This window comes from Acidovorax sp. 22279 (assembly GCF_052045435.1).
GTDB lineage: Bacteria > Pseudomonadota > Gammaproteobacteria > Burkholderiales > Burkholderiaceae_C > Acidovorax > Acidovorax delafieldii.
Genome location: NZ_JBQEOV010000013.1, coordinates 163,344 through 181,965 on the forward strand (window position 1 = coordinate 163,344; position 18,622 = coordinate 181,965).

The window sequence follows — 18,622 nt, forward strand, 5'->3', positions numbered from 1 at the left end:
GGAGGCACCTGGATGTACCTGGCGGGACGCTGGCGCGGCAGTTGAAGCAGGTGGGAAATGACACGCGTCCGCTCAGGCCTTCTTCACCTCAATGTGGTACAGCCCCCAGGGGCACAGGCCAAAGCGTTCCTTCACTGGCTTGTCCTTGAAGGCGGGCAGCACGTCGGCGTCGTACACGGCCCACTGCGGGCCCAGGCCGCCCAGGGCCATGGGTTGGCCGTCGATGTGGGTGGCGACGATCATGCGGTAGGCCTGGGCATCGGCCATGCTGATGTTGACGTTGTAGCCGTCCACCGCACGCAGGCCCAGTTGCACGGGGCTGCCCGCTGCCACACCGGCGGCGGCTAGCACGGTGGTGAGCAGGGGGCCCTTGAGCGTGTGGGGCTTGCTGTCGTATTCGAGCGTGGGCTTGATGGTGACGGCGGGCATGCGCGCCAGGGCGGCGGCGTCCAGCGCGAAGGCCTTGTCAAACTGGATGCCGTGTTTACCCATCATCTGGTCGATGGTGGTGTCCAGCGCGCCGCGGTTGGACTGGGTGATGGCGCCGCTGATGGTGAGCAGCGTGGGGCCGCTGGGGGCCTTGGCCGGCGTGGCGGCGTGGCTGCTGCCCGCGGCAGTCCACAGGCCTGCCAGGCCCATGCCGGCGGCGACGAAGTTGCGCTTGTTCATGCTCATGGGAGGGTGCTCCTTGATGGAAATCAGGGGCGCATGGTAAGCGCAAGCGGTGCTCCCCGCCACGCGAAAAGTGGCACGGGGTGTGGCTGCGGCGGCGGGGGGTTGTGCGTGTCAGGCCGCCTTGTCGATCGCGAAGGGGCGCAACACGTTTTTGAAGCTGCGGTCCCACAGGGGCGCCACTTGCGCGGGGCCGTCGAGCACGCCCAGCTGCAAAAAGGTGTCGGCCACCGCCTGGTGGCCTTGCACCACGGCGTCGTCCACGGGGCGCAGGTCGTAGTCGGTGCTGCGGCTGTTCCACAGCTCGATCAGGTCGCCCACGGGCACGCGGGTTTCGGCGGACTGGGCCCGGGCGTAGTCCAGGTAGTTGCCGTTGGCCCACTGGTAAGCGCGGCGCAGGCGCAGCAGGTAGTCGCTGATGGCGGCGTGGCGCGCGGGGTCGTCCACCGCGCGCGGGTTGGCATAAATGGGAAAGTTGCCCGACAGGTAGCCCACACCGGTCTTGATCACGCGGGCGCCGTAGCGCAGCCGCGCCAGCTGGCCGTTGTAGCCGTAGATGGCCCAGGCATCAAGGTCGCCCCGGTCAAAGGCCGACAGCCCATCGGCCGGCGTGAGGTTGATGGCCGTGATGTCGGCAAACGACAAGCCCGCTTCGGCCAGCTGCTTGCTCAGGTAGTAGTGCGAGGTGGTGGCGCGCACATAGCCCACGCGTTTGCCTTTCAGGTCGGCAATGCGCTGGATGGGCGCATCCTTGCGGGCCAGGGTGACCTGGTTGTTCAGGTCTTCGCGCACCACGGCAATGAAGCGCACCTGCGCCTTTTGCCGGGCGGCAAACAAGGCAGGGATCTCGCTGCCCGAGCCCAGGTCCAGCGCGTCGCCGTTCAGGGCCTCGATGTGCAGCACGCCGTTGTTCAGCTCGCGCCATTCGATGCGGTAGGGAGTGTTGCCCTGGCCCGATGCGGCAATGAGCGCGCGCCACAGGCCCTTGTAGGTGCCAACGCGCAGCGTGACCTTGGACAGGTCGGGCGTGCCGGGCGATGCCGCCAGTGCGGGTACACCCGCTGTGGCCGCCCATGCGGCGGCGCCCAGACCGGTTTGGAGGAGATGGCGGCGGTTCAGTGAAGGAGGGGTATGGGGCATGGCAGGCTGGTGTGTGGATCGGTGTGTCAAGCCACAAGGTTCCAACAAGCCCGGCGGCAGCGCAAAGACCATTGCGTAGCATCGATATGCGGCAAACGCAGCACCCACCGTGGTGCATGCGAAAACCGCATGTGGTCACGCGGATTTCTTCGTTGGCGCGGGGCGGAGGCGCTCCTATGGTGGGCGGGTTCGTTTCTCTTTCGTCCACCTCACCGATCTGGAAAGCCGCCGCCCATGTCTGCCGTCCTCAAGCCCCTGCCCGCCACCGACCTCGCCCGCAACCCCACGCCGCAGCGCAAGGACTGGTTTGATGCGCCCAGCCCGCGCCCCACGGTGCAGGCCGAGCGCCGCTACCGGCAGGAGAACCTGGCCGTGGCCTTTCGGCTGTTTGCACAGCAGGGGTTTGACTACGGGCTGGCAGGCCACATCACTGCGCGCGACCCGGAGTGGACGGACCACTTCTGGGTGAACCCGCTGGGCGTGCATTTTTCGCAGATCAAGGTGTCCGACCTGCTGCTGGTGAACGCCGCAGGCGAGATCGTCATCGGCCAGGGCCCGCTGAACCGCGCGGCGTTTGCCATCCACGCGGCGTTGCACGAGACGCGGCCCGACATCATTGCTGCGGCCCACACCCATTCCACATACGGCAAGGCGTGGTCTGCGCTGGGCCGCAAGCTCGACCCGCTGACGCAGGACTCGTGCATCTTCTATGAAGACCACGCGCTGTTCGACGACTTCACGGGGGTGGTGCTGGAGACGGACGAGGGCTTTCGCATTGGCAAGGCGCTGGGGGCGCAGAAGGCGGTGATCCTGCAGAACCACGGCATCCTGACGGCGGGGCCGTCGGTGGAGGCGGCAGCGTGGTGGTACATCGCGCTGGAGAACGCCTGCCAGGCCCAGCTGCTGGCCGAGGCGGCGGGCACGCCCCGACCCATTCGCCATGAGATCGCGCAGCACACGCATGCACAGATCGGCGGGCCCGGCGGCGCGCAGTTTGCCTTCAGGAGCCTGTTCGACATCCTTGTGCGGCAGCAGCCCGAGGTGCTGCAATGAACGCGCCGCTGACCTGGGGGCAGGTGGCGCGCACGCTGGCGGTGGAGTTTGCCGAGCGCGCCGTGGCGCACGACCGGGACGGGAGTTTTCCGCACCAGAACTTTGCCGACCTGCAGCAGGCCGGCCTGCTGGCGCTGGCCGCGCCGCGCACGCTGGGCGGGCAGGGCGCGTCGGCCGCGCAATTGGGCGAGGTGATTGGCGCGGTGGGCCAGGGCTGCCCGGCCACGGCGCTGGTGCTGACCATGCAGTACATCCAGCAGCGCGGCATGGGGCGGCCCGGCTCCCCCTGGCCGCAGGCGCTGGCCCGGCAGCTGGTGCACGAGTCGCACAACGAGGTGTCGCTCATCAACGCGCTGCGCGTGGAGCCCGAGCTGGGCTCGCCCGCACGCGGCGGCCTGCCTGCCACAGTGGCACGGCACACATCCGAGGGCTGGCGCATCAGCGGGCACAAGGTGTATTCGACCGGCGCGCCCATCCTGCGCTGGTATGTGGTGTGGGCCCGCACCGATGAAGAGGTGCCGCGCGTGGGCTCGTTCCTGGTGCGGGCCGGTTCGCCCGGCATCCGCATCGACGCCACCTGGGACCACCTGGGCCTGCGCGCCAGTGGCAGCCACGATGTGATCCTGCAGGACGTGCTGACCCCCCACGATCACGCGCTCGATGTGCGCCTGCCGCAGGACTGGGCCCGTGGCGAGCCCGCCATGCTGGCCGAGATGACGGTGATGCTGGGCGCGCTGTACACTGGCGTGGCCCGCGCAGCGCGCGACTGGGTGGTGCGCTTTCTGCGCGAGCGCACGCCCGCCAACCTGGGTGCACCCCTGTCCAGCCTGCCGCGCGCCCAGGAGGCCGTGGGCCGCATCGAGGCCCTGCTGCTCACCAACGACCGGCTGATCGCCAGCGTGGCGCATGACCTGGACACCGGCACCCTGGTGCCAGCAGTGGACAGCGGCCTGGTCAAAACCGTGGCCACGCAGAACGCCATCGAGGTGGTGCAGGCGGCGCTGCAGCTGTCCAGCAACCACGGCCTGGCACGCAAAAACCCGCTGGAGCGTCACCTGCGCGATGTGTTGTGTGGCCGTGTGCACACCCCGCAGGAGGACAGCGCCCACATTGCCGCAGGCCGCCGCGCACTGGGCTTGGGCTGAGACGATGAGAACGGTTACGCCATGAATGCCGTGCTGGCCCCACGCCCCCTGGTGGTGTTGAACCAGACCGGTGCCGAGGCCGATGCCCTGGTGGCCGCTGCGGGCTTGCCCGTGGCCCTGGCCGACGATGCCGCTGTGCCTGCCTGGGAGCGCGCCGCTGATGCGGATGTGCTGTTCACCGGCCCGCGCAATGGATGGCGCAATGCGCCCGCGCAGCCTCCGGCGGGCTGGCCGGGGCGCCTGCAGTGGGTGCATGTGGCGTCGGCGGGCATCGACTTCTTTCCGCCGTGGTTGCTGCAGGTGCCGCTGGTGACATGTTCACGCGGTGTGGCGGCTGTGCCCATTGCCGAATATGTGATCACGGCGCTGCTGGCACACCAGCGCGACTGGGACACACTGCGCGTGCAAGGGGCCGACCCATGGCGTGAGACCTTTGCGCGGGTGGACCAGCACCTGCCCGGCACCCTGCAGGGCCGCAGGCTGGGCCTTGCGGGCTATGGCGCCATTGGCCGCGCGGTGGCCTTGCGTGCACAGGCGCTGGGCATGCAAGTGGTGGCGCTGCGGCGTGGGGGCGCGCCGGTGGATGGACGGGGTGAAGGGGATAAAGGCGTGCAGGCAGTGGGCTCCATCGAGCAGCTGCTAGCGGCGTCTGACCACCTGGTGCTGGCCCTGCCCATCACCGCGCAGACCTACCACCTCATCAACGCGGCCACGCTGGCCCATGCGCGGCCGGGACTGCACCTGGTGAACATTGCGCGCGGCGCCCTGGTGGACCAGCAGGCACTGCTGCATGCGCTGGATGCGGGCCGCCTGTCGGGCGCCACGCTGGATGTGACCGACCCCGAGCCTTTGCCCGACGGCCACCCTCTGTACCACCACCCGCGTGTGCGCATCACGCCGCATGTGTCGTGGGCCGCACAAGGGGCTGCGGAGGTGACGGCGCGCAAGTTTGTGGACAACCTGCAGCGCTTTGTGGCCGGGCTGCCGCTGCACGACGTGGTGGACAGGGAGCGCGGCTACTGAGCGCCGCAGGCCAGCGGGCCACCCCCACCCACACCCCGCGCGCGCATGCGAAAACCGCATATGGATGCTTGCAAGCCTTCGTTGGCGCCGCGTGGGGTGGGTGATGCAATGAATGCCGAATCAACCTTGCCTTCATTGACCACACCATGCTGCGCCGCCAATTCCATCATCTGCTGACCGCCTCGGTCGCTGCCAGTTCGTTCCTGTCGCCCGTCCTCACCCATGCCCAAACCTCGTCGCGCGTGCTGCTGCGTGCGGGCGACCAGAAGGGTGGGCTGCAGGCGCTGCTGGACGCAGCGGGTGAGCTCAAGAACCTGCCCTACGACATCAAGTGGAGCGAGTTCCCGGCGGCTGCGCCGCTGGCCGAGGCGCTCAACGCCAACGCGGTGGACTTTGGCCCCATTGGCGATGCGCCGCTGCTGTTCACGCTGGCGGCGGGCAGCCGGGTCAAGGCGTTTGCGGCCAGCCGCTCAGATGCCTACGGCACGGCCGTGCTGGTGGCGCCCCACTCGCCGCTCAAGACGGCGGCCGACCTCAAGGGCAAGAGCATTGCCACCAACCGTGGCTCCATCGGCCATCTGGTCACCCTCAAGGCGCTGGAGTCGGCGGGCCTCAAGGCCGACGATGTGCAGCTGCGCTTCATCCCGCCGCCAGACGCCAAGCTGGCGCTGACGCAGGGCTCGGTCGATGCTTGGGCCACCTGGGAGCCCTACACCGCGCTGGCCGAAACCAGCGGCCATGCGCGCGTGCTGGTCAGCGGCCGGGGCCTGTGGTCGGGCCTGAGCTTTCTGGCCGCCACCGATGCGGCCCTGGCAGAAAAGCGCGCGGCGCTGGCGGACTTCAAGGAGCGCGTGGCGCGTGCGCAGGTGTGGTCGTACCAGAACGCCAAGCCGTTTGGCCAGTCGCTGGCGCGCATCGTGGGCATTCCGGCCGATGCGGCGCAGCTGCAGTTTGAGCGCCGCGCCACCCGCTGGCAGGACATCGACGCCCAGGTGCTGGCCGACCAGCAGAAGACGGCCGACTTTTATCTGGCGGCAGGCCTCATCAAGCAGAGGCTGGATGTGCGGGGCACGTTCGACACCAGTTTCAATGTGGGCAAGGGCTGAGGACGGCTGCTCCCGACCGTTCGGCGTTCGCCGTTTGCAGTCAGTCCGTCCCGGTGGGCGTTGGGCGGGTTGATGCGCTGGATGTCGTTCGCCAACCATCAACGGAACGCGCTGGCGTGTCCAACGCGCCCGTCCCTGACCTTGAGCCACCGGGGTGCATGCCGCCCCGCGCCAGCAACCTCGCGCTGGCCGCACCACAATCGGGTCATATGACCTCTTCTTCGACGATGCTGCGGGTGATCAGCCTGGCAGCCTTTTGCAGCATGGCTTCCATGCGTGTCTGCGACCCGATGCTGGTGTCCCTGGCTCGCGAGTTTTCTGTCACCACGGGCGATGCGTCGGCCGTCATCGCGGCGTTTGCCGTGTCTTATGGCGTGCTGCAGTTGTTCTATGGCCCCCTGGGCGACCGGCTGGGCAAGGTGCGCGTGGTGATTGGCGCCACGTTTGCCTGTGCGCTCTTCAGCGGCGTGACGGCGCTGGCGCCCACGCTGCCGGTGCTGGTGGCAGCGCGGGCTGCCATGGGGGCGTCGGCGGCAGGCATCATCCCGCTGTCGATGGCATGGATTGGCGACAACGTGCCGTACGAGCAGCGGCAGGAGACCCTGGCGCAGCTGATGGTGGCCACGGTGTCGGGGATGATGGCCGGGCAGTGGTTTGGCGGCTTTGCGGTCGAGGCGCTGGGCTGGCGGGCTGCGTTTGTGGTGCTGTCGCTGCTGTTTTTGACCGCCGCCAGCCTGCTCTGGCGGCAAGCCCGCGCCATGGCGGCCAGCACGCCGACACCTATGCCTGGCGGTGCGGTGCCGCCCGCGTTTTCGCTGTCGGCTTACCTGGCCAACACGGCCGCGCTGCTGCGCATGCCCCGGGTGCGCTGGGTGCTGACCGTGGTGGCGGTGGAGGGCGCCCTGGCCTTTGGCACGCTGGCTTTTGTGCCCGCACGCATGGTGGACGGGTTTGGGCTGTCGGCCTCGGCGGCCGGCGGGGTGATGGTGCTGTATGGCGTGGGCGGGCTCATCTACAGCCTGCTGGCGCGCCGCTGGCTGGCGCTGCTGGGCGAGCGGGGCCTGGCGCTGATGGGCGCCTCGCTGATTGCTGCCGGGCTGTTGCTGCTGGCCTGGGGGCCGGTGGCGGCCTGGGGGGTGCTGGGCTGCTTCTTTGCCGGGGTGGGGTTTTACATGCTGCACAACACGCTGCAGGTGCAGGCCACGCAGATGGCGCCCGAGGCCCGGGGCACGGCGGTTACGCTGTTTGCGTGCCTGCTGTTCCTGGGGCAGTCGCTGGGCGTGCTGCTGGTGGCGGCCAGTGTGGACCGGGGCTGGATCGCGCCCGTGTTCTCGGTGGCGGCGCTGGGGGTGCTGGTGCTGGGCGCGCTGGTGTCGCGCAAGGTGAATGGCCGGGTGGCGGTGCCCGCGGGAGCGTAGTCTGGAGTCGGCCGCACCGTGTAAATAACTTTGATGTCTTATTACTTTATTTTTTGATAGTTTGATTCTTTATGGCGCAATAGTACATTCCCTGATCTTTGTGTCTTTTGGGGCCGAACCCGCGCCGCCCGGCGTGTGGCGGCCCTTTGTGTTTCATGATCGAACTACGGGGTATCACCCAAACCTACCAGGGCTCACAAGGCCCGGTCGAGGCGCTCAAGGGCATCGACCTCACCATCCAGCTGGGCGAAGTGTTCGGCATCATCGGCAAGAGCGGCGCGGGCAAAAGCTCGCTGGTGCGGGTGATCAACTTGCTCAACCGGCCCACCACGGGCCAGGTCATCGTGGGCGGGCAGGACCTGACCCAGCTGAACGACGCGCAGCTGCGCGAGGCGCGCCGCGAGATCGGCATGGTGTTCCAGCACTTCAACCTGCTGTCGTCGCGCACCGTGTTTGACAACGCCGCGCTGCCGCTGGAGCTGGCGGGCATGGACAAGGCCGCCATCCGCGAGCGTGTGAACCCGCTGCTGGAGCTGGTGGGCCTGTCGGCCCTGGCCGACCGCTATCCGGCGCAGATCAGCGGCGGGCAAAAGCAGCGTGTGGGCATTGCGCGTGCGCTGGCCAGCCGCCCCAAGGTGCTGCTGAGCGACGAAGCCACCTCGGCGCTGGACCCGGAAACCACCCGCTCCATCCTCGACCTGCTGCGCCAGGTCAACCGCGAGCTGGGCCTGACGGTGGTGCTGATCACCCACCAGATGCAGGTCATCAAGCAGGTGGCGGACCGCGTGGCCGTGATCGAGGCCGGCCGCATCGTGGAGCAGGGCCGGGTGCTGGACGTGTTCACCCGCCCGCAGCAGGCCATCACCAAGAGCCTGATCGACGAGATCCTGCCGCAAGAGCTGCCCGCCAGCGTGCTGGACCATGTGCGCAAGCTGGCGGGCCAGCTGAGCGCAGGACGAACCGGCCAGCTGCTGCGCCTGTCGTACGCCGGGGACAGCGCCTACCAGCCCATCCTGTCGCAGCTGATCCGCCAGTTTGGCGTGGACATGAGCATCCTGCACGGGCAGGTGGATGAGATCCAGGACGAGACCTTTGGCTCGCTGGCCGTGTACGCCAGTGGCGAGGCCGAGAGCGTGCGGGGCGCCGTGGCGCACCTGCGCGCGGGCGGGGTCGAGGTGGAAGAAGTGGCCGTGGCCGGTTAAGAGGGAGCACACATCATGTTCAACAACTTCACGCCAGCCATGCTGGATCTGTTTGCTTCGTCGCTGTGGGAGACGCTCATCATGGTCGGCATCTCCGGCCTGGTGGGCGGCTTGCTGGGGGTGCCGCTGGGCGTGTTCCTGCGCCTGACCGATGACGGCGGGGTGCTGGAGAACGGCCCCGTCAACAAGCTGGTGGGCTGGCTGGTCAACGCCGTGCGGTCCACGCCCTTCATCATCCTGCTGGTGGCCATCATCCCGTTCACGCGGCTCATCACCGGCTCGTCCATCGGCACGGCCGCAGCCGTGGTGCCACTGACCATTGCCGCTGCCCCGTTTGTGGCCCGCCTGGTCGAGGCCGCGCTGCGCGAGGTGGACCACGGCCTGGTCGAAGCCGCGCAGGCCATGGGCGCCACCACCAGCCAGATCGTGTGGAAGGTGCTGTTGCCCGAGGCTCTGCCCGGCATCGTGGCGGGCCTGACTATCACGTTCGTGAGCCTGACGGGCTACTCGGCCATGGCCGGTGCCATTGGCGGCGGCGGCCTGGGCGACCTGGGCATCCGCTATGGCTACCAGCGCTTTCTGCCCGAGATCATGCTGGCCGTGGTGCTGGTGCTGATTTTCTTTGTGCAAGCCGTGCAAAGCCTGGGCGACTGGGCGGTGCGCAAGCTCAGCCACCGTTGAGCGGTGAATGGTTTGCTATTGAATCAATAGCTGCTGGCGCATGATCCACTAGCGCTTGCGGCCTGTTTGGCTTCAAGCCCACGCGGGGAGGCACTGCGCGGGCCTCTGCGCTGGTCCTGGCTCTCTCGCATCCTGTGTGAGAGGTGCAGAAGCCAATCTCAGCCCGGCACCCGGTAGTGGTAGCCGTAGGCCGTCTTGAACCCCATCGATTCATACAGCCGCAGCGCAGGCGTGTTCTGCGCCCGCACCTGCAGGTAGGCGCTGGTTGCACTGGCCTCTATGCCCCAGTGCAGCAGCGCCTGCGCCAGCGCACGCCCGCGCCCGCCGCCCCGGTGTTCAGGCGCCACAGCCAGGTCGTACAGGCCCACCGCACCGCGCTCCAGCACCGCCAGGCCAAAGCCCACGGCATGGCCCTGGGCGTCGTGTTGCAGCGCATAGCCCACCGGGTGGGCGATGGCGTCGAGGATGCTGCGGTGCAGGTTGCGGTGGTGCGGCGCCACGCCGTTGGCCGCCGCAAAACCTTCCAGCCACGCGGGCGATGGCGAGGCGCTGACCACGGTGCTGCCGTCGGGCCGGGGCACCGAGCCCGGCGCCAGCGGCCGGTGCAGGACCAGCGAGGGGTCGAAATGCTGGTAGCCCGCGTCCGCCAGCTCCTGGTCGGCCTCGGCCGGGGCCAGGGGGGAGATGCGGAACACGGCGGGCAAACCATGCCGCGCATACAGCGCCGCCGCCGCCTCGCGCACGCCGTCGAACGGTGCGCCGGGCACCAGCGCGTTGACCGAGTTGGCGCGCTTGGTATAGCCGCCCGACAGCCGGAACAACCAGCCCCGGTGAAACACCGTCTGGTGCGCAGGCCAGGCGTTGAAGGCGCGCTCTTCCAGCGCGCGGACGAGGGCAGCGGGTGCGGTGTTGGCAATGGGGGCGGTGTCGGTCATCGTTGGTTTATACCAACCCACCTTGACCATTCACCTCGCCAGCCACCTTTTGCTACCACCCTGTGCGACGACTCTGTGCAACCGCTCTTTGCCACAGGGTCAGTCAGCGGTGATCTTGTTGTCGGTCACCAGCTTGGCAAAACGTGCGGTGTCGGCCGCAATCTGCTCGGCCATCTGCGCGGGGGTGTTGCCGATGGGTTCGGCGCCAATGTCGTGCATGCGCTTTTGAAAGTCCGGCGATTGGATGACCTTGACCATTTCGGTGTTCAGCCGCGCCACCACATCGGCGGGCGTGCGGGCGGGGGCCAGCACACCAAACCAGGTGCCGATGTCAAAGCCCGCAAAGCCGCTTTCTTGCAGCGTGGGCACATCGGGCAGGGTGGACGAGCGCTTGGCCGTGGTCACCGCCAAGGCGCGCAGCTTGCCCGCCTTGATGTGCGGCAGCACGGGGGTGACGGTGTCGAACGACATCGACACCTGCCCGCCCAGCAGGTCGGTGGTGAGCGGGCCGCTGCCCTTGTAGGGCACATGCAGCAGGGGCTGGCCGACGGACGTGGCGAACTGCGTGCCGATCAGGTGCTGCGCCGTGCCCGCGCCGTTGGAGCCGTAGGAGAACTTGTTGGGCGTGGCCTTGATCAGCGCCACCAGCTCCTTCACGTCCTTGGCGGGCGTGGCCGCACTCACGGCCAGCACGTTGGGCACCAGCGCCACGGTGGTGATGGGTGCAAAACTCTTTTGAAAGTCGTAGTTGAGCTTTTTGTACACGCTCGTTGCAATGGTGTGGTGCACCGCGCCCATCAGCAGCGTGTAGCCGTCGGCAGGGGCCTTGGCTACGTAGTCGGCCCCGATGGTGGCGCCCGCGCCGCCCCGGTTTTCCACGATCACGGGCTGGCCCAGGGCTGTGCCCAGTTTTTCGCCCAGCGCGCGTGCCAGCACATCGGTAGTGCCGCCTGCTGCAAAGGGCACAACGATGGTGACGGGCTTGGCCGGCCAGGCCTGCGCGTGCACGGGTGCGCCGGGCAGGGCACAGGCAGCGCCAGCCAGGGCGGCCAGCGCCAGCAGGTGGTGCCGGCGTGTGGAGGGCGTTGACGGTGGGTGGTGCGGGGTTGCAATGCGTGTCATGGTTGTCTCCGTTGGGTTGTGTTTCTTGTGGTTGCTGGGCTAGGGACGTCGATGCATGGCGTCAGCCCGTGGCTGCGATCAGGATCGCGCGGAAGTCGTTGACGTTGGTGCCCGTGGGCCCGGTGACCACGGCGTCGCCCAGCGCGCCAAAAAAGGAGTGGGCGTCGTGTGCGTCCAGTGCGGCGGTGGCGTGTTGGCCCCGCACGGCAGCGCGCTCCAGCGTGTCGGGCGTGGCGATGGCGCCTGCCACGGGCTCCAGGCCATCGATTCCATCGGTGTCTCCGGCCAATGCGTACACGCCGGGCAAGCCCTTGAGCGACAGGGCCAGGGACAGCAGGCATTCCACATTGCGCCCGCCGCGCCCCGGGGTTGGCAGGGGTTGCCCTGGTGCCGGTGGGCGCAGGGTGACAGTGCTCTCGCCGCCACTCAGCAGCACGCGGTGCCGTGGTGACGGGGCCTTGGCGGCGTAGCGGGCGACACCGGCCAGCACGGTGCCCATGTCGCGGGCTTCGCCCTCCAGTGCATCGCCGAGCAGCGTGGGCTCGATGCCCGCCTGGCGCGCCACCTGGGCGGCTGCCTGCAGTGCCAGGTCTGGCGTAGCAATGACGTGGGTGGTGATGGGGCCCAGCCGGGTGTTGCCGGGCTTGATGCTTTCGCTGGCGGCAGTGTCCAGTGCGGCCAGCACGGCGGGCGGCAGCGCAATGCGGTAGCGCTGCAATATGGCCAGCGCCTGTGCGCGGGTGGTCGGGTCGGCCACGGTGGGGCCCGAGGCCACGTCCAGCGGGTCGTCGCCCGGCACGTCGGACATCACCAGGTTGACCACGCGCGCAGGGCTGCAGGCCAGGGCCAGCCGCCCGCCCTTGATGGCCGAGAGGTGGCGCCGCACACAGTTCATCTCGCCAATGCTGGCGCCGCTGCGCAGCAGGGCCTGGTTGAGCGCCTGCTTGTCGGCCAGCGTGACCCCAGGCAGCGGCAAGGGCAGCAGTGCCGAGCCGCCGCCCGACCAAAGACCAATCACCAGGTCATCTGCCGTAAGACCCGCCACTGCAGCCAGCATCTGCTGCGCGGCGGCCAGGCCTGCTGCATCGGGCACGGGGTGGGAAGCCTCCAGCACGCGGATGTGCTGGCAGGCGGCAGCATGCCCGTAGCGTGTGACCACCACGCCAGACAGCGGCGCGGGCCAGTGGGCTTCCAGCACCTGCGCCATCTGCGCCGATGCCTTGCCCGCGCCGATCACCACCGTGCGGCCCCGGGGCGGGGCAGGCAGGTGCGGCGGCAGGCATATCGCGGGTTGCGCGGACGCGATGGCGGCATCGAACATGCTGCGCAGCCAGTGGCGGGCCTGGGTGTCGATGTGTGTGCTCATCGGGTCGTGGGGCAGGGCGCAGTGCGTTGGGGCCACGCAGCTCAGGCGGCCTTTTGCAACTGCGTGCTGCCGATCAGCGCGCGCACGGCGTCGGTCACCTGCGCCGTGGTGGCCGTGCCGCCCAGGTCGCGGGTGTGCAGGGCGGCGTTGGCGGTGACCTGTTCGATGGCCTGCATCACGGCGCGGGCAGCGTCGGCCTCGCCCAGGTGCTCCAGCAGCATCACTACCGACCAGAAGGTACCGATGGGGTTGGCCAGGCCCTTGCCCATGATGTCGAAGGCCGAGCCGTGGATGGGCTCGAACATGCTGGGGTAGCGGCGCTCGGGGTCGATGTTGCCGGTGGGCGCAATGCCCAGGCTGCCCGCCAGCGCGGCGGCCAGGTCGCTGAGGATGTCGGCATGCAGGTTGGTGGCCACGATGGTGTCGAGCGTGGCGGGGCGGTTGACCATGCGGGCCGTGGCAGCGTCCACCAGCTCCTTGTCCCATTTCACGTCGGGGAACTCGGTGGCCACCTGCGCGGCAATCTCGTCCCACATCACCATGGCATGGCGCTGGGCGTTGCTCTTGGTGATGACGGTGAGCAGCTTGCGGGGGCGGGATTGGGCCAGGCGGAAGGCGTAGCGCAGGATGCGTTCCACCCCCACACGGGTCATGATGGACACATCGGTCGCCGCCTCGATGGGATGGCCCTGGTGCACGCGGCCGCCGACGCCCGAGTATTCGCCCTCGGAGTTTTCGCGCACGATGACCCAGTCCAGGTCCTTGGGCGTGCAGCGCTTCAGGGGCGCATCAATGCCCGGCAGGATGCGCGTGGGCCGCACGTTGGCGTACTGATCAAACCCCTGGCAGATCTTCAGGCGCAGGCCCCACAGCGTGATGTGGTCGGGGATGTCCGGGTCGCCCGCCGAGCCGAACAGGATCGCATCCTTGCCGCGCAGCGCATCGAGCCCGTCGGCCGGCATCATCACACCGTGGGCGCGATACCAGTCGCCGCCCCAGCCAAAGTTTTCGAACTGGAACTGCAGGCCCGCATGGCGTGCGGCCAGGGCTTCGAGCACGCGCTGGCCGGCGGGAATCACTTCCTTGCCGATGCCGTCTCCGGGGATGGTGGCGATTTGGTAGGTTTTCATGAAGGTCTTTGGTCTTGGTGTGTGAAAGCGTTGGGGAAGGCCTGCAGGGATGTCGGGCCGCGAAAAACGGGTGGAACAAAAACAGTGAGAGCGACTGTAGGCATCCGCTCGTTGTAAAAATGGCGCTCAAGTGAATCCATCGTTAACCTGCAGTTGATAATGCGGCGATGAGCTCTACCATCCAGCCCGCAGAACTGGGTTTCTTCTCGGCACTGGCGGCCAGCCCCAGCCTGAGCGCCGCCGGGCGCGAAATGGGTGTCTCCACCGCCGCCGTGAGCAAACACCTGGCGCAGATGGAAAAGCGCCTGGGTGTGGTGCTCATCAACCGCACCACCCGGCGCATGAGCCTCACGCCCGAGGGCGAGCTGCTGCTGGAGCACGCGCGCCGCATCCTGCGCGAGATCGATGCGCTGGATGAGCTCATCGTGCAGTCCAAGGCCAGCCCCAAGGGCCTGCTGCGCGTGAATGCCACGCTGGGCTTTGGCCGCATGCACATCGCCCCCGTGATCTCGGACTTTGTGCGCCAGTACCCCGAGGTGGATGTGCAGCTGCAGCTGTCGGTGCACCCGCCACCGATCACCGACGATGCCTACGACGTGTGCGTGCGTTTTGGCGAGCCACCCGACGGCCGCGTGATTGCCCGCCGCATGGCGCCCAACCGGCGCGTGCTGTGCGCCGCACCCGCCTACCTGGAGCAGCATGGCAGGCCGCGCGTGCCGCGCGACCTGATGGAGCACCAGTGCATCGGCATCCGCCAGGGCGACGAGGCCTACGGCCTGTGGCGCCTGACCACCGGGCGTGGCAGCAAGGCGCACACCGAGTCGATCAAGATCACCGGCAACCTCACCACCAACGACGGAGAGATCGCTGTGCTGTGGGCGCTGCAGGGCCACGGCATCGTGATGCGCGCCGAGTGGGACGTGAACCGCCATCTGGCCCAGGGCCTGCTGGAGCCCGTGCTGCCGCAGTACCACACGCCTGCGGCCGACATCTATGCGGTGTACCCCCAGCGGCACCAGTTCTCCACGCGGGTGCAGGCGTTTGTGGGGTTCCTGGCCGAGGCATTGGCCGCGTCAGGCACGCTGGCAGGAGTGGGCGTGGGTGGCCGCATGGACAAGCGGAGGGCCGTGCGGGTTTCTTGATCTGGTGGGTGGCGCGCAGGCCGTTGCCGGGTTAGGGTGTCGCCAAGGCATTCTGTGATGCCTCTCTGCCCCCCGGACCTGTACCTGGCTTTCATTGCCCCTGCTTTGCCCATGAAAACGTTGTTGCCGCTCATCCCCCCGCTGTTGGTTGCCCTGTTTGCCGGACCTGCGCAGGCCGCCGATTCGCAGGTGGCCGCCGATTGGTCCCTGTCCGCCGATGGCGCTTATGTGTTGGACCAGCGTGCCGGCCTGGCCTGGCCACGCTGTGTGGAGGGCATGCAATGGACCGGTAAAACCTGCACGGGCCAGCCCCTGCTGCTGGACCGTGCCGAGGCCACGGCCCTGGCCTCTGACCGCTGGAAGGCCGAGGGTGTGGGCTGGCGCCTGCCCCGTGCGACAGAGCTGCAGCGGTTGGTGGACAAGGCGCTGTCGCCCCCGGGCCTCAACCCCCTCCTGTTCCCTGCGGCGCCGGGCCAGTGGCACTGGACGTCCACCGCCAACGTGAGCGCGCCCAGCGTCAACCAGTACACCTACGGCAACATCGCCCAGAGCCGGGCGGGTGATGGCGCGCGGCAGGCGGCCATGATCAACGGCTGGGCGGTGAACCTGTCCACCGGCGAGGCGCGCGGCGATGCCGCGCGGGCCAGCAAGCTGCCGGTGCGGCTGGTGCGGCCAATGCCGGTGGGGGCCGCCAAATAGGCGGTCGCCCCGCTGCAGTCGCATCCGGCAGGACAGGGCGGGGCGGCAGGGCGCTTCAAGCGGTCTCTGGTTGCGCGTCGGCCGCTGCAAACACCTCGCGTGCCGCGGCCAGTCCGTTGAGCGCGGCCGGAAAGCCTGCGTACACCGCCATTTGCATCAGCACCTCCACGACCTCTTCGCGGGTGACGCCCACATTCAGCGCCGCCTGCAAATGCACCTTGAGCTGTGGCGTGGCGTTGCCCAGCGCGGTCAGTGCGGCGATGACTGCAATCTCGCGGCTGCGCAGATCGAGTCCGGGGCGCGAATAAATGTCGCCAAACGGAAACTCGATCAGGTAGCGCGCAAAGTCGGGGGCGATGTCGGCCAGGCTGGCGACGACACGCTCACCCGCGTGGCCGTCGATTTCGCGCAGCTTGGCGAGGCCCTGGAGATAGCGGGGTTGGGTTTCGGGGGACATGGGAGCTTCCTTGGTGGGTGGACGACGGGGTGGACCGAAGGGAAGCTTCCAGGCCCTGGTAGTGCGCGATCTTGGCTTGCAGCGCCTGTGCGGCTTGCTGCATCGTGGTGATCGTTGCCAGCACCTGCGCCAGGTGCTGTTCCAGCAACTGGCGCCGCTCAGGGGCGGTGGCGTTCCCTTCGCTGCGCAGCCGCGCAAAGGCCTGCATCTGCCCAATGGGCATCTGGGTCTCGCGCAGGCGCAGCAGGAATCCGATCCATTCCATGTCCGACGCCGCATAGCGGCGCTGGCCACCGGGTGCACGGGCTACCGGCGCAATCAAACCGGCGCGCTCGTAGTAGCGCAGGGTGTGTGCGGTCAGGCCAGTGCGTCTGGCGACTTCGGCAATGGTGAGGAGGGATGCCATGGGAACGATTCTGAAAGTTGGAGTGCACTCTAAGTCAAGCGCCACGTGGATGACTGGGGACGGGGCGTGTGAGAGCATGGGGTAGCCCCGTGGCTGGAGCCTCTTTTTGGCATCGTTCTTCCCGGCGCATGGTGGCCTGCCGCCGTGAACCGAGGGGACAGCGTGGTGGCGCAGCTTGGTCAAGAATGCGGGTTGGTGGTGCTGCGGCGCCGTGGAGTGCAGCACCGTTTCACCACACTGCGCAGTCCAGCGCATAGGCCCTTTGTCCCATCTTTTACCTGCGAGTCCTCCATGAACCCCTCCATCCCTACCACCGCGCTGCAGTTGCGCTCGCTTGTGCAAGCCGATGGCACCTTGCAGATCAGCCTGGAGCCGACACCCGTGCCCACACCAGGGCCCGACGAAGTGCTGATCCAGGTGCAGGCCACGCCCATCAACCCGTCGGACATCGGCCTGCTGCTGGGCCCCGCCGACTTGTCCACCGTGCAGGTCACGGGCACGGCCGAGCGGCCGGTGGCCACGGCCCGCATCCCTGAGCGCGCCATGCCGGGCATGGCGGCACGCCTGGGCCAGAGCATGCCGGTGGGCAACGAGGGCGCGGGCCTGGTGGTGGCCGCAGGCAGCTCGCCTGCCGCGCAGGCGCTGCTGGGCCGCACGGTGGCGGTGATTGGCGGCGCCATGTATTCGCAATACCGCGCCATGCCTGCGTCGCAGTGCCTGCCGCTGCCGCCCGGGACCACGGCGGCTGAAGGCGCATCGTGCTTCGTCAATCCGCTGACGGCGCTGAGCATGGTGGAGACCATGAAGCGCGAGGGCCACACTGCGCTGGTGCACACCGCGGCAGCCAGCAACCTGGGCCAGATGCTGCTCAAGATTTGCCAGAAAGACGGTGTCGGCCTGGTCAACATCGTGCGCAAGCCCGAGCAGGCGGCGCTGCTGCGCGAGCTGGGCGCCCAGTATGTGTGTGACAGCAGCGCGCCCAATTTCATGGCCGAGCTCACCGATGCGCTGGCCACCACGGGCGCCACCATCGCGTTTGATGCCACGGGCGGCGGCACGCTGGCCGGGCAGATCCTGCAGTGCATGGAGGCCGCCATCAACCGCAAAGCCAAGGAATACAGCCGTTACGGCTCGGCAGTGCACAAGCAGGTGTACCTGTACGGCCACCTGGACACGCGCCCGACCGAAGTGCACCGCACCTTTGGCATGGCCTGGGGCATGGGTGGATGGCTGCTGTTTCCGTTCTTGCAGAAGATCGGCGAAGAGGCCACCCAGGCGTTGCGCCAGCGCGTGGCGGCTGAGCTGAAGACCACGTTCGCCAGCCACTACGCGCGCACCGTGTCGCTGGCGGGGGCGCTGAGCGCCGAGTCCATCGCGTTCTACGGCCCGCGCAACACCGGCGCCAAGGTGTTGATCGACCCGTCGCTGTAAGCGACGTTGCGGGCGCGCGCCTGGTGCCCTTGGGGGGCGCGGCTACACGGCAGGCACCAACAAAAAGGGCTCCCAAAGGGAGCCCTTTTTGCCTGCCCGCCCCTGCGGTTCAGTTAACACTCCCCATGGCTGCAGCACCCGCACCGCGCGAAGTGCCACCACCATGGGAAGTCCCGCAACTGCTTCAATCCAACCCAAGCAGTTGGTCTGCCAAATTACATGGCGCTGAATTCGCCCGAAGGGATTTGGCCGGTGCGCACGGCTTCGGCAGCCTGTGCACGCACGGCAGCGCGGTCAGCGGTGGATTGGTAGGTCACCACACGCGAGCCTGCGGGTTCCATGTTGTGGGTGCGGGCTTCGACAACAGCTTCTGCAGCCACTTCAGCGCGGGTGCGGTTGGTGTCGAACTTCAGGGCAAATTGCGAGCCATCGGCTTCATCGGCATGGGCGCCAAAAGCGGCGAAAGCGGCAACAGCGGCGACGGAGAGGAAACG

General features: G+C 68.2%; 19 protein-coding genes. 10 read left to right on the plus strand and 9 right to left on the minus strand.

The annotated features are described in order from the left end of the window. Positions 1 to 72 precede the first annotated feature (72 nt). Both ACTJKQ_RS17780 and ACTJKQ_RS17785 read right to left on the minus strand, forming a co-directional pair. Positions 73 to 669 (minus strand): molybdopterin-dependent oxidoreductase, encoded by a 597-nt coding sequence (locus ACTJKQ_RS17780; RefSeq protein WP_440597621.1) that lies wholly within the window; start codon positions 667 to 669, stop codon positions 73 to 75. A gap of 117 nt (positions 670 to 786) precedes the next feature. Beyond that, positions 787 to 1,812 carry an ABC transporter substrate-binding protein gene (locus ACTJKQ_RS17785; RefSeq protein WP_440597607.1) on the minus strand — a complete coding sequence of 342 codons (1,026 nt, stop codon included), beginning with the start codon at positions 1,810 to 1,812 and terminating at the stop codon, positions 787 to 789. Between the two features lie 234 nt (positions 1,813 to 2,046). On the opposite strand from ACTJKQ_RS17785, the gene ACTJKQ_RS17790 reads away from it, so the two are divergent. The 7 genes from ACTJKQ_RS17790 to ACTJKQ_RS17820 all read left to right on the plus strand — a co-directional run bounded on the left by ACTJKQ_RS17790 (position 2,047) and on the right by ACTJKQ_RS17820 (position 9,440). Beyond that, entirely contained in the window at positions 2,047 to 2,865 is an 819-nt protein-coding gene (locus tag ACTJKQ_RS17790) for a class II aldolase/adducin family protein (RefSeq protein ID WP_260667787.1), read from the plus strand. After that, positions 2,862 to 4,010 carry an acyl-CoA dehydrogenase family protein gene (locus ACTJKQ_RS17795; RefSeq protein ID WP_440597608.1) on the plus strand — a complete coding sequence of 383 codons (1,149 nt, stop codon included), beginning with the start codon at positions 2,862 to 2,864 and terminating at the stop codon, positions 4,008 to 4,010. Before ACTJKQ_RS17790 ends, ACTJKQ_RS17795 begins: the two co-directional genes overlap by 4 nt. A gap of 21 nt (positions 4,011 to 4,031) precedes the next feature. Then, the gene (locus ACTJKQ_RS17800; RefSeq protein WP_440597609.1) at positions 4,032 to 5,033 is read left to right on the plus strand and encodes an NAD(P)-dependent oxidoreductase; all 1,002 of its coding nucleotides are present in this window, start codon (positions 4,032 to 4,034) and stop codon (positions 5,031 to 5,033) included. A gap of 146 nt (positions 5,034 to 5,179) precedes the next feature. Then, positions 5,180 to 6,139: an ABC transporter substrate-binding protein gene (locus ACTJKQ_RS17805; RefSeq protein WP_260667784.1), complete on the plus strand. Its 960-nt coding sequence runs from the start codon at positions 5,180 to 5,182 to the stop codon at positions 6,137 to 6,139. A 209-nt stretch (positions 6,140 to 6,348) separates the two neighbouring features. Further along, complete coding sequence (locus ACTJKQ_RS17810) at positions 6,349 to 7,557, plus strand: MFS transporter (RefSeq protein WP_440597610.1); 1,209 nt, start codon at positions 6,349 to 6,351, stop codon at positions 7,555 to 7,557. A gap of 155 nt (positions 7,558 to 7,712) precedes the next feature. After that, positions 7,713 to 8,759, plus strand: coding sequence for a methionine ABC transporter ATP-binding protein (locus tag ACTJKQ_RS17815; RefSeq protein ID WP_440597611.1), 1,047 nt, complete (start codon positions 7,713 to 7,715; stop codon positions 8,757 to 8,759). Between the two features lie 15 nt (positions 8,760 to 8,774). Further along, entirely contained in the window at positions 8,775 to 9,440 is a 666-nt protein-coding gene (locus tag ACTJKQ_RS17820) for a methionine ABC transporter permease (protein WP_056067588.1), read from the plus strand. 158 nt (positions 9,441 to 9,598) lie between these two features. On the opposite strand, the gene ACTJKQ_RS17825 is transcribed toward ACTJKQ_RS17820, so the two are convergent. From ACTJKQ_RS17825 to ACTJKQ_RS17840, 4 genes are all read right to left on the minus strand, one after another. Then, positions 9,599 to 10,375, minus strand: coding sequence for a GNAT family N-acetyltransferase (locus tag ACTJKQ_RS17825; protein ID WP_440597612.1), 777 nt, complete (start codon positions 10,373 to 10,375; stop codon positions 9,599 to 9,601). A gap of 99 nt (positions 10,376 to 10,474) precedes the next feature. Further along, complete coding sequence (locus ACTJKQ_RS17830; RefSeq protein WP_440597613.1) at positions 10,475 to 11,497, minus strand: Bug family tripartite tricarboxylate transporter substrate binding protein; 1,023 nt, start codon at positions 11,495 to 11,497, stop codon at positions 10,475 to 10,477. Between the two features lie 61 nt (positions 11,498 to 11,558). Continuing rightward, a complete protein-coding gene (locus tag ACTJKQ_RS17835; protein ID WP_440597614.1) occupies positions 11,559 to 12,863 on the minus strand; it encodes a glycerate kinase type-2 family protein in 1,305 nt (434 codons plus the stop codon). Between the two features lie 41 nt (positions 12,864 to 12,904). Next, positions 12,905 to 13,993: a tartrate dehydrogenase gene (locus ACTJKQ_RS17840; RefSeq protein ID WP_440597615.1), complete on the minus strand. Its 1,089-nt coding sequence runs from the start codon at positions 13,991 to 13,993 to the stop codon at positions 12,905 to 12,907. Positions 13,994 to 14,160: 167 nt separating this feature from the next. Between ACTJKQ_RS17840 and ACTJKQ_RS17845 the strand changes: the two genes are divergently transcribed. Then, the gene (locus ACTJKQ_RS17845) at positions 14,161 to 15,135 is read left to right on the plus strand and encodes a LysR substrate-binding domain-containing protein (RefSeq protein WP_440597616.1); all 975 of its coding nucleotides are present in this window, start codon (positions 14,161 to 14,163) and stop codon (positions 15,133 to 15,135) included. A 111-nt stretch (positions 15,136 to 15,246) separates the two neighbouring features. Further along, positions 15,247 to 15,834, plus strand: coding sequence for a DUF1566 domain-containing protein (locus ACTJKQ_RS17850; RefSeq protein WP_056067596.1), 588 nt, complete (start codon positions 15,247 to 15,249; stop codon positions 15,832 to 15,834). A gap of 55 nt (positions 15,835 to 15,889) precedes the next feature. Here ACTJKQ_RS17850 and ACTJKQ_RS17855 read toward each other — a convergent pair whose 3' ends face one another. Both ACTJKQ_RS17855 and ACTJKQ_RS17860 read right to left on the minus strand, forming a co-directional pair. Continuing rightward, on the minus strand, positions 15,890 to 16,291 hold the full coding sequence (locus ACTJKQ_RS17855) for a carboxymuconolactone decarboxylase family protein (RefSeq protein ID WP_056744406.1): 402 nt from the start codon (positions 16,289 to 16,291) through the stop codon (positions 15,890 to 15,892). Next, positions 16,218 to 16,697, minus strand: coding sequence for a MerR family transcriptional regulator (locus ACTJKQ_RS17860; RefSeq protein ID WP_436078632.1), 480 nt, complete (start codon positions 16,695 to 16,697; stop codon positions 16,218 to 16,220). Before ACTJKQ_RS17860 ends, ACTJKQ_RS17855 begins: the two co-directional genes overlap by 74 nt. Before the next feature lie 291 nt (positions 16,698 to 16,988). On the opposite strand from ACTJKQ_RS17860, the gene ACTJKQ_RS17865 reads away from it, so the two are divergent. Continuing rightward, entirely contained in the window at positions 16,989 to 18,128 is a 1,140-nt protein-coding gene (locus ACTJKQ_RS17865; RefSeq protein WP_436078633.1) for a zinc-binding dehydrogenase, read from the plus strand. A gap of 215 nt (positions 18,129 to 18,343) precedes the next feature. Here the strand turns inward: ACTJKQ_RS17865 and ACTJKQ_RS17870 are convergent. Beyond that, on the minus strand, positions 18,344 to 18,622 hold a 279-nt coding region (locus tag ACTJKQ_RS17870; protein WP_440597617.1), incomplete at its 5' end, for a DUF4148 domain-containing protein.

What these genes read in the sequence shown, in the direction of transcription:
- ACTJKQ_RS17805 (WP_260667784.1), top strand. Translation starts at nt 5,180, where the DNA reads ATGCTGCGCCGCCAATTCCATCATCTGCTGACCGCCTCGGTCGCTGCC.
- ACTJKQ_RS17855 (WP_056744406.1), bottom strand. Translation starts at nt 16,291, where the DNA reads ATGTCCCCCGAAACCCAACCCCGCTATCTCCAGGGCCTCGCCAAGCTG.
- ACTJKQ_RS17840 (WP_440597615.1), bottom strand. Translation starts at nt 13,993, where the DNA reads ATGAAAACCTACCAAATCGCCACCATCCCCGGAGACGGCATCGGCAAG.
- ACTJKQ_RS17865 (WP_436078633.1), top strand. Translation starts at nt 16,989, where the DNA reads ATGAACCCCTCCATCCCTACCACCGCGCTGCAGTTGCGCTCGCTTGTG.
- ACTJKQ_RS17835 (WP_440597614.1), bottom strand. Translation starts at nt 12,863, where the DNA reads ATGAGCACACACATCGACACCCAGGCCCGCCACTGGCTGCGCAGCATG.
- ACTJKQ_RS17800 (WP_440597609.1), top strand. Translation starts at nt 4,032, where the DNA reads ATGAATGCCGTGCTGGCCCCACGCCCCCTGGTGGTGTTGAACCAGACC.
- ACTJKQ_RS17845 (WP_440597616.1), top strand. Translation starts at nt 14,161, where the DNA reads ATGAGCTCTACCATCCAGCCCGCAGAACTGGGTTTCTTCTCGGCACTG.
- ACTJKQ_RS17850 (WP_056067596.1), top strand. Translation starts at nt 15,247, where the DNA reads ATGAAAACGTTGTTGCCGCTCATCCCCCCGCTGTTGGTTGCCCTGTTT.
- ACTJKQ_RS17810 (WP_440597610.1), top strand. Translation starts at nt 6,349, where the DNA reads ATGACCTCTTCTTCGACGATGCTGCGGGTGATCAGCCTGGCAGCCTTT.
- ACTJKQ_RS17815 (WP_440597611.1), top strand. Translation starts at nt 7,713, where the DNA reads ATGATCGAACTACGGGGTATCACCCAAACCTACCAGGGCTCACAAGGC.
- ACTJKQ_RS17820 (WP_056067588.1), top strand. Translation starts at nt 8,775, where the DNA reads ATGTTCAACAACTTCACGCCAGCCATGCTGGATCTGTTTGCTTCGTCG.
- ACTJKQ_RS17780 (WP_440597621.1), bottom strand. Translation starts at nt 669, where the DNA reads ATGAACAAGCGCAACTTCGTCGCCGCCGGCATGGGCCTGGCAGGCCTG.
- ACTJKQ_RS17795 (WP_440597608.1), top strand. Translation starts at nt 2,862, where the DNA reads ATGAACGCGCCGCTGACCTGGGGGCAGGTGGCGCGCACGCTGGCGGTG.
- ACTJKQ_RS17860 (WP_436078632.1), bottom strand. Translation starts at nt 16,697, where the DNA reads ATGGCATCCCTCCTCACCATTGCCGAAGTCGCCAGACGCACTGGCCTG.
- ACTJKQ_RS17785 (WP_440597607.1), bottom strand. Translation starts at nt 1,812, where the DNA reads ATGCCCCATACCCCTCCTTCACTGAACCGCCGCCATCTCCTCCAAACC.
- ACTJKQ_RS17830 (WP_440597613.1), bottom strand. Translation starts at nt 11,497, where the DNA reads ATGACACGCATTGCAACCCCGCACCACCCACCGTCAACGCCCTCCACA.
- ACTJKQ_RS17790 (WP_260667787.1), top strand. Translation starts at nt 2,047, where the DNA reads ATGTCTGCCGTCCTCAAGCCCCTGCCCGCCACCGACCTCGCCCGCAAC.
- ACTJKQ_RS17825 (WP_440597612.1), bottom strand. Translation starts at nt 10,375, where the DNA reads ATGACCGACACCGCCCCCATTGCCAACACCGCACCCGCTGCCCTCGTC.